Annotated in this window: 7 protein-coding genes and 1 pseudogene; 1 reads left to right on the top strand and 7 read right to left on the bottom strand. The window is 66.5% G+C overall.

The window, feature by feature from the left end; all coding sequences use genetic code 11:
- From FVW27_RS02805 to FVW27_RS02790, 4 genes are all read right to left on the bottom strand, one after another.
- Window positions 1-380: MFS transporter (locus FVW27_RS02805; RefSeq protein WP_243838172.1), on the bottom strand; the 380-nt coding region annotated here is incomplete at its 3' end.
- 354 nt (window positions 381-734) lie between these two features.
- A complete protein-coding gene (locus FVW27_RS02800; protein ID WP_167122562.1) occupies window positions 735-1,706 on the bottom strand; it encodes a hypothetical protein in 972 nt (323 codons plus the stop codon).
- A gap of 63 nt (window positions 1,707-1,769) precedes the next feature.
- Entirely contained in the window at window positions 1,770-2,402 is a 633-nt protein-coding gene (locus tag FVW27_RS02795) for a mobile mystery protein B (RefSeq protein WP_167122560.1), read from the bottom strand.
- Window positions 2,402-2,896 (bottom strand): mobile mystery protein A, encoded by a 495-nt coding sequence (locus tag FVW27_RS02790; protein ID WP_167122558.1) that lies wholly within the window; start codon window positions 2,894-2,896, stop codon window positions 2,402-2,404. The genes FVW27_RS02795 and FVW27_RS02790 overlap by 1 nt, the downstream gene beginning before the upstream one ends.
- A gap of 445 nt (window positions 2,897-3,341) precedes the next feature.
- Here FVW27_RS02790 and FVW27_RS02785 point away from each other — a divergent pair, with 445 nt between their 5' ends.
- Entirely contained in the window at window positions 3,342-4,685 is a 1,344-nt protein-coding gene (locus FVW27_RS02785; RefSeq protein WP_167122556.1) for a glutamine synthetase family protein, read from the top strand.
- Between the two features lie 484 nt (window positions 4,686-5,169).
- Here the strand turns inward: FVW27_RS02785 and FVW27_RS02780 are convergent, their stop codons facing one another.
- From FVW27_RS02780 to FVW27_RS02770, 3 genes and pseudogenes are all read right to left on the bottom strand, one after another.
- The gene (locus tag FVW27_RS02780; RefSeq protein ID WP_167122554.1) at window positions 5,170-6,570 is read right to left on the bottom strand and encodes an MFS transporter; all 1,401 of its coding nucleotides are present in this window, start codon (window positions 6,568-6,570) and stop codon (window positions 5,170-5,172) included.
- A 116-nt stretch (window positions 6,571-6,686) separates the two neighbouring features.
- Entirely contained in the window at window positions 6,687-7,409 is a 723-nt protein-coding gene (locus tag FVW27_RS02775) for a flavodoxin family protein (protein WP_167122552.1), read from the bottom strand.
- 317 nt (window positions 7,410-7,726) lie between these two features.
- Window positions 7,727-7,940, bottom strand: a pseudogene (locus FVW27_RS02770) (hypothetical protein); the annotation flags it as partial.

Here is a 7,940-nt window from a genome sequence, read left to right as displayed (position 1 = left end):
GCGCCGGTCAGAAAGGCCCCGGCGAACACCCCGGCGGGGGTCAGGGTGCCCGTGGCGCTGCCCACGGCCAGCGCCACGGCCATCAGCCCTTCGGCCAGCTGGCAGCAAAAGGCGATGCGCCGCCGATCGAAGCGGTCGGCCACGCCGCCCACCACCAGGGTGAGCAGGAGTTGCGGGGTGAACTGGGCCAGACCCACCAGGCCGAGATGCAAGGCGCTGCCGGTCATGGCGTAGATCTGCCAACCGATGACCACGGCCAGCATGTTGTAGGCCAGGTACGAGCCGCACTGGCTGATCCAGAAGCGCGGCAACGAGGGAATGCGGGTCACCTCGCGCAGCGGGGACGTGCTGGCGGGCGTGGAGGGCGAAGGTGCGGGCATGGGAATACCGGGCGGGCGAAATGTGGCTGTGGGTCCGGGCGGTCTGCCCGATACGGGCGATACGGGCGATACGGACGGGCCAGACGGGCCAGACGGGCCAGACGGGGCGGACGCGACCTCTCGAAGCCGGACGGGGAGGATGCACCGGCACAGGTCACGGCGCGCACACCCGGCACCGGTCGCCGCCGCTTCATTGAGCGGGCGGGGAGTTCGGTATACGCCTCTGGCACCCCATGGCAAGCCAGCGTGACGCGCCTTGCGCGGCAGGGCTTTTGAAACGGTAACACCGGGCAGCGCCCGGTGAGGAAGTGTGACCGACGAACATAGGCAGGCGCCCGCAGGCGCGGCAAACGGCTAGACGCTGGTTTGCAGCAACAGGCCGGGGGCAAGGGTGCCCGGAGTTTCCGACGCCGCGCCGGTGGGGCCGTAACCGGCGGCAAGACCGCCCGTGCGGTATCCGGCCTGCCCTGAAAGTCCGGAGAGTGAGGACAACGCGCCGGACAACAGCCCCGACATGGCGTCGTCGGCGGTGGCTGTTGCGGGCTGCCCCCCTGCGGTCGCACCAGAGGCGGCGGCAGGCGGGGTGATATCCGTGGAATCCTGGGCATCCGAAACGCCCATCTCGCGCAGCGTGTCCAGCAGCGACTGCATGGCGTCAGCCCCGCTGTCGCCCTCGCCGTCCGCCGCCTGCTGCACCAGCGTGGCCTTGGCCGCCTCGGCTCCCTGCACCGCGTCGGCGGCAAGGTTGCCCGCGCCTGCCACCATGAACCGTTCGGAAAGGCCGTTGTCGAAGTAGTCGTTGAGCGCGTCGTTGAGTCCGCCGCCATTGAGCTGGGCCATGAACGCATCGCCCGATGTCGTGCCGAACTGGCGGTCCACGAAGCGCAGGGCATCCAGCAGCCCTTCGCCCAGCGCATCCTCGGTGACCGGGCCGTCGCCGATGCTCTTGTACACGATGCCCATGACGGCGGTGGCCGCCGCATCGCCGAACTTGTCGGCCACCCAGCGCACGCTGCCGGACAGCGCGCCGGAAAGGGCATCGCGCTCGGCGTCGGTCGGCGCCGTGGAAGCCGCGTCCGTGGTGGCGTCGGTACGCGTACCGTTCGTGTCCGTGGCGGCAGGGGCAGGCACCACGGAAGTCCGGCGCACGATGTCCGCGCCGAACACGTCGGCGGTCTTGTCCGGCGACAGGCCCGAAGTCCGCGTCCCTGATCCCGTGCTGGTGCCCGACCCGACAGACGTGCCCAGCAGCGCGCCAAGCCCTTCCCCGTACGGGGAAAGGCCGTTCCGCGCGTGCAGCGCGCCAAGGATCATATTCAGGCTCATGCGGTGCTCCCGGGGGCGTGGCACACCCCGCTGGTCGTCTTTTCGGCAGCACCGGGCAGTATATTAGGGGGCGGCTGGAAAATTCCCTGCGGGGGGCTGCTCCTGCGCGCCCACGAACGCCAGCAGCGGCCCGTAGTCACCGCCATCGGCGGCGCGCAGGGCCGCGATGTAGTCGGTGCGCCGCGCCGAATCGGCTTGCAGGTTCACCCCGGTGGCCCAGTCGATGGGAGGGGCATCGAAATACTGCTTCAGATACTCGTCCGCCGCGATACGGGCGTGGCGACCGTTGCCGTTGGGAAAGGGGTGAATTTGCACAAGGCGGTGGTGGAAGCGAGTGGCGGCCTCTTTTGGAGACCAGATGGCGTTTTCCGCCCAAAAGCGGGCATCGTCGCACAGCGTCTGCAACTGCACCGCCACCTGCGAGGGCGCCACGCCAATGTTCTTTTCGGTCAGCCGGAACCGGCCCGCCCAGCGCCACACGTCGCCGAACAGCTTGTCGTGTAGCAGGCAGAGAACGTTCCGGGTCATGATGTCGCGGTTACGCGTGCGCGCCAGCCACGCAAGGCCCTGCTGGATGTTGGCCTGCTCCAGTTCATCCAGTTGGCCACGCGTGGCGACATGCCTATGCTTCAGCCCACGCGCCTCGTCGGGGTCAAGGGGCGTCGCGCCCTCGGGATCACCGGGAGCTGGAAGCATCAGCGTTCCTCCCAGAAGTCCGGGGGCGGGTTGCGCAGCATATCTTCGGTCATGCGCTCGATTTCCTCCTGCAACCGTTCAGGCGGCAGGGCCTGCTGCTCCAGCGCCATGTGCCCGCTGGCCCGCAGCACCAATGCTTCGGCCTTTGCGCGCGCCTGACACCGAAGGACATCCTCCACCCGTCCGTCTTCCGCCTGTGCGTCTTCCGCCCGTGCATGCGGCACAATGGCGTAAACGAAGCGGCAGCCCAGTGCCTGGGCCACCTTTTCCATCTGGCGCAGGGTGATGGCTCCTTCCGGCTCGTTGCGTTCGTGCTGGTACACGGCGGCATTGGTCACCCCAAGGCGTCGGGCCAACTGCGCGCCCGACATGCCCAGCGCCTTGCGTACCGCCGCAATCCAGCCCCCCTTGGGCACGGACACCCCGAAAACCTTGCCAGCCGCCGCATTCACCAGCCGGACCTGCTGTGCGCGAACCGTATTCCTGACACTCATAGGTAGCTATTCCTATCTTTTTTAATTTTGAAAGATAGTAATACATATTTTTCAATGTGCCAAGAAGGTAGCTATCCCTATCTAACACCCCGCCCGCCCATCATTGTCCGTCAGTCGTTTTCCGGCCGTGCGCCCTCGCACGTCCCGCAGCCCGTACGGTCCCCCTTTCCCCCTGCGCCCTGCCCTCCCGCGCGCTCCTCGTCACCCCGCAACGCCGCGTCCTGCCTGCATCCCCACGCTGTTTTACAATGATGTCAAGCCGGGGGCTTTTCATTGACCCCCCTTGCGTATCTGCTATGGCTAGCATTGCCCCGACCTGTTTCCCGCCGGACCTTCGTCCGGCTTCACACGCGCCACCCGACGCGGCACTTACAGACACACCACGGCCTTGCGGGGCCGGCCGGGCCGCGACCCGGGCGCGAAGCACCAATTGCAGGAGGTGCACATGGACTTTCCCGTTTTCAATTGCAAGAACGGCGATGATGTCATCAGGGCGGTCAAGGAATACAACGTCAGCTTCATCCAGTTCTGGTTCGTGGACATTCTGGGCAACCTGAAAAGCTTCCAGGTAACCCCCAGCGAGCTCGAGTCCGCCTTCGAGGAAGGCATGGGCTTCGACGGCTCGTCCATCCTGGGCTTCACCCGCATCGAGGAAAGCGACATGGTGGCCTTTCCCGACGCCACCACCTTCCAGATCTGCGCCTGGCGCCCCATGGAGCGCCCCGTGGCCCGCATGTTCTGCGACGTGCGCAACCCAGACGGCACCCCCTACGAGGGCGACCCCCGCTACATCCTGCGCAAACTGACCGAAAAGGCCGCGCAAAAGGGCTATACCTACTACGTAGGCCCGGAACTGGAGTTCTTCCTGTTCGCCAGTTCGCAGTGCCCGCAGCCCATCGACGCGGGCGGCTACTTCGACGCGCCCCCGCTGGACCTTGGCAACGACGTGCGGCGCGACATCATCTTCGCCTTGCAGCGCATGGGCATTCCCGTGGAGTATTCGCACCACGAGGTGGCCCCCTCGCAGCACGAGATCGACCTGCGCTACAACGAGGCCATGAAGATGGCCGACGTGGTCATGACCTACAAGGTCGTGGTCAAGGAAATGGCCCGCAAGCACGGGGTGTACGCCACCTTCATGCCCAAGCCCATCTTCGGCCAGAACGGCAGCGGCATGCACGTGCACCAGTCGCTGTTCCGCAACGGCCGCAACGCCTTCTTCGACCCCAACGACCCGCACCACCTTTCGGGCGAATGCCGCTCGTACATCGCGGGGCTGCTGAAGCACGCGCGCGAGTTCTGCTGCGTCACCAACCAGTGGATCAACTCGTACAAGCGCCTGGTGCCCGGCTACGAGGCTCCGGTGTACCTGGCCTGGGCGCAGCGCAACCGTTCGGCCCTCATCCGCGTGCCCATGTACAAGCCCGGCAAGGAAGCGGCCACCCGCATCGAACTGCGCAGCCCCGACCCGGCCTGCAACCCCTACCTGGCCTTCTCGGTGATGCTGGCCGCCGGGCTTGAAGGCATCGAAAAGGGTTACGAACTGCCCAAGGCCGTGGAAGCCAACATCTTCCACATGGGCGAGGAAGACCTGACCAAGCACGGCATCGGCTCCCTGCCCGGCTCGCTGTACGAGGCGGCCATGGAACTGAAGGGCAGCACCCTGATGCAGGAAGTGCTGGGCGAACACACCCACGCCAACCTTGTGGGCAACAAGCTCATCGAGTGGGACGCCTACCGCACCCACGTCTCCGAGTTCGAATTGCAGCGCTACCTGCCCGTGCTGTAGCACGCGCGCCCGATACGCCCCGCAAACGCAAGGCGTCGCGACCAGTTGGCCGCGACGCCTTTTGTTTTTGGTAAAACCGGGGGAAGGAACCTTTTGCCTCAGCCGTTAGGCGAGCTTGCAAGCCTTACGGATGAGGACCGCAGCGCGTTAAAAGGTTCCTTCCCCCGGACCCCCAACCTCCCAAACTTTTCAGTTGGTCCGTTGGGCAATCGCACAGCGTGAACAACCTCCCACCTCCCCAAACCTTAACAAAACGTTCAGGGGGAGCTTCAGCCGTTATGCGAGTCTTCGAGCATTGCCCCAGCCGTTGGGTGAGCTTGCGAACCTTACGGATGGGGACCGCACCGCGCGGATGAAGACAGCAACGCGGGAGCCGGGGAGAGAGACCCTTTTCGCTCTGCGGTCGCCATCCGTAAGATTCGCGCTTCGCGCTCATCAACGGCTGCCGCAAAGGGTCCCCTCCCCGGTTTGCCTTTCCAAAATTTCAATCCTGTTTGCGCCCGCGCCCCACGGAAACCAGCACGCCCAGGCACGAGAACGCGGCGGCCACGGCAAGGCCGGTGCGGGTGGCGGACAGGAATTCGGGCAGCACGGCGGGGGTGATGGCGGCCTCGCCCAGGTGCAGGGCGAAGATGAGCGACACGGTGGTCATGCTGCACGCCATGCCCAGGGTGCGCATGGCCCCCACCATGCCGGAGGCCACGCCGAAGTGGGCCTTGTCCACGCTGCTCATGATGGCCACGGAGTTGGCCGTGACGAAGATGCCGAACCCGATGCCGATGCACACCAGTTCCGCCGCCAGCAGCCACACCGGCATGCCCGGCGCGATGGTGGCCATGGCCAGCAGCAGCCCCGCGGCGCTGAACAGCATGCCCGCCGTGGCCACGCGGCCGGGGTCGGCCCGGTCGGACAGGCGGCCCGACAGCGGCGCGGTAAGCACCTGCATCACCGGCTGGATGAGCAGGATCAGCCCGGCCTCGCGCGGGGGCAGGCCCTTGGCGTATTGCAGGAACAGGCTGAACAGGAAGGTGACGCCGAACACGGCGGCATAGTTGCCGAAGGCGGCAAGGCAACTCAGCGAGAAGAACCGGTTGCGCAACAGCAGGTTCACGTCCAGCAGGGGGCTTTTGCTGCGCGCCTCCACCCTCAGGAACAGCACAAGGCCGACAAGGCCCGCCGCCATCAGCACCGGCCCCAGTGGCACGGAGGTGGCGCGGGCGGCCCCGGTCATGACCATGCACACCGACACCGCGTAGACCAGGCTGCCGGGCCAGTCCATGTGCGCGCCCCTGTCCGCGCCGGGCTGCGGGCGCATGCGCCACAGGCACATGGCCGTGGCCGCAAGTCCGGGGGGCACCACCATCAGGAACACGCTGCGCCAGCCGAAGTGGTCCGTGGTGTAGCCGCCCAGCACCGGGCCGATGGACAGCCCGGCATAGGTGAACGCGGAGACGATGCCGATGACCCGGCCCCGCAGTTCCGGCGGGTAGGCCGCCGCCACCAGCGCCAGACTGCCGGACAGCATCATGGCCGCGCCGATGCCCTGCCCGAAGCGCAGGGCCATGACCAGTTCCACGGAAGGGGCCAGCCCCACCAGCAGGGTAATGCCGGTGAACACGGCAAGGCCGGGCAGCAGCACCCGGCGCTGCCCCACGATGTCGCCAAGGCGCCCGCAGGCCAGCATGCTCATGGCCAGTGCCAGCGCGTACAACTGCTCCACAAGGCCCAGCTGCACGGCAGACGCGCCCAGGTCGCGCCCCAGCGAAGGCAGGGCCACACCCACGGCGGTGAGCATGAACGGCACCATGAACTGGGCGATGCACACGGTGGCCAGCACCATGCGCGGCGATCCGGCATCTCCCAGCCGTACCGGCGTGAACTGCATTGCGATACCTCGCGGAAAAACGATGGCCCGCGCCGCCCGAGCCCGCACGGCGCAAGTCCGGTGCAAGGGCGGGCGGCGCGGGACGAAACGGAATGATGCGGGGTGGAATCCAGTACCTACGACCCGGTCGGGCCGGTGTCCACCCTGGCGGCAGCACCACTGTCACCGGCGGCCATGGCTTGTTCCACCAGCAGCGCGCCCAGTTCGCGCGCGCGGGCACAGTCCTGCGGAAAGACCTCTTCGCGCCGCCTGGCCTTGGCCACCGGGTCCCAGCTGGTGGAGACGTACTTGGAATAGTCGTCGAACTGGTAAGTGTCCGTGCACAGGAACAGCTCGCAACTGCCGAAGATCCTGCGGGTGACCGCCCAGGTGGCCTTTACCGCGCGGTCCTGCTGGTAGTCGGCCATCTTATCTTCGGGGATGTTCATGGTGTACACCAGCCCCGTGGGCAGCGGACGCGGAAACAAGGGCTGATAGCCCGGCGTGTAGGACAGGTACGGGAACAGCAAGCGTTCCAGGAACGAGCGCATCTCGCCGGTTTCGGTGTAGAAATAGATGGGCGAACCCAGCAGCAGCACGTCGGCCTCGGCCACGCGCTCCAGAATGGGCGTCAGGCCGTCCTTCACCGCGCAATGGCCGTAGCTCTTGCCGCCGATCTTCTTGCAGGCAAAGCAGCTGATGCAGCCCTTGTAGTCGTGCTCGTACAGATGCACCAGTTCGGTGCTGGCGGTGCGGCCCGCCTGCGTGGCCCGTTCCGCAGCGCCCTCAAGGGCGTTCCGGAGCAGGGTGGCGGTGTTCCATTTCTTGCGGGGGCTGCCGTTGATGGCGATGATGTTCATGGTGCTCCTGCCCGATGGCCGGTTGCGGGTTGCGGGTTGCGGGTTGCGGGTTGCGAATGGTCCATGATGCCCTCCGGTGGAAGAAAGGCAAGAACTGTCCTTGAGGGTATATAGTACCCCTTTGGGAACCATTGCGGGCGGGAATCATGTCGACGGATGTCCGGACGGCACAGGACCCGGCGGACGAAAAACGCGGCGCGCACCCCGGCAAGGGCCGGTAGGTGCGCGCCGCGCGGGTGCAGCGATGGTCATGCAGCCTGACGGACAATGCCGTCGCTCGCGGTTGATCCGAATGGGGATTTTCGTCCGCCTCGGCCCTATTTCAAGGCCTTCTGAAGGTCATACGCCAACTCCACGATGTCCTCGCCCACACGCAGGGTTTCGGCGATGCCGCGCGAATACATGAACTGCGGGCCATGCACATGCACCAGGATGTCCAGGTCCTGCACGAAGCGCAGTTGGCGGGCCGCGTCGCCCTCCTCGCCGCGCGCCTCTGCGGCCACGGCGGCCTCGATGCGGGCGCGCAGGCGG

Source organism: Nitratidesulfovibrio liaohensis (assembly GCF_011682075.1).
Classification (GTDB): Bacteria; Desulfobacterota; Desulfovibrionia; order Desulfovibrionales; family Desulfovibrionaceae; genus Cupidesulfovibrio; species Cupidesulfovibrio liaohensis.
Note: the sequence above shows the minus strand (reverse complement) of the source record. Positions and strands in the feature narration are given on the sequence as shown.

Coding starts and splice junctions, on each gene's coding strand:
- FVW27_RS02795 (WP_167122560.1), bottom strand. CDS start 2,402: ATGCTTCCAGCTCCCGGTGATCCCGAGGGCGCGACGCCCCTTGACCCC.
- FVW27_RS02785 (WP_167122556.1), top strand. CDS start 3,342: ATGGACTTTCCCGTTTTCAATTGCAAGAACGGCGATGATGTCATCAGG.
- FVW27_RS02775 (WP_167122552.1), bottom strand. CDS start 7,409: ATGAACATCATCGCCATCAACGGCAGCCCCCGCAAGAAATGGAACACC.
- FVW27_RS02790 (WP_167122558.1), bottom strand. CDS start 2,896: ATGAGTGTCAGGAATACGGTTCGCGCACAGCAGGTCCGGCTGGTGAAT.
- FVW27_RS02780 (WP_167122554.1), bottom strand. CDS start 6,570: ATGCAGTTCACGCCGGTACGGCTGGGAGATGCCGGATCGCCGCGCATG.
- FVW27_RS02800 (WP_167122562.1), bottom strand. CDS start 1,706: ATGAGCCTGAATATGATCCTTGGCGCGCTGCACGCGCGGAACGGCCTT.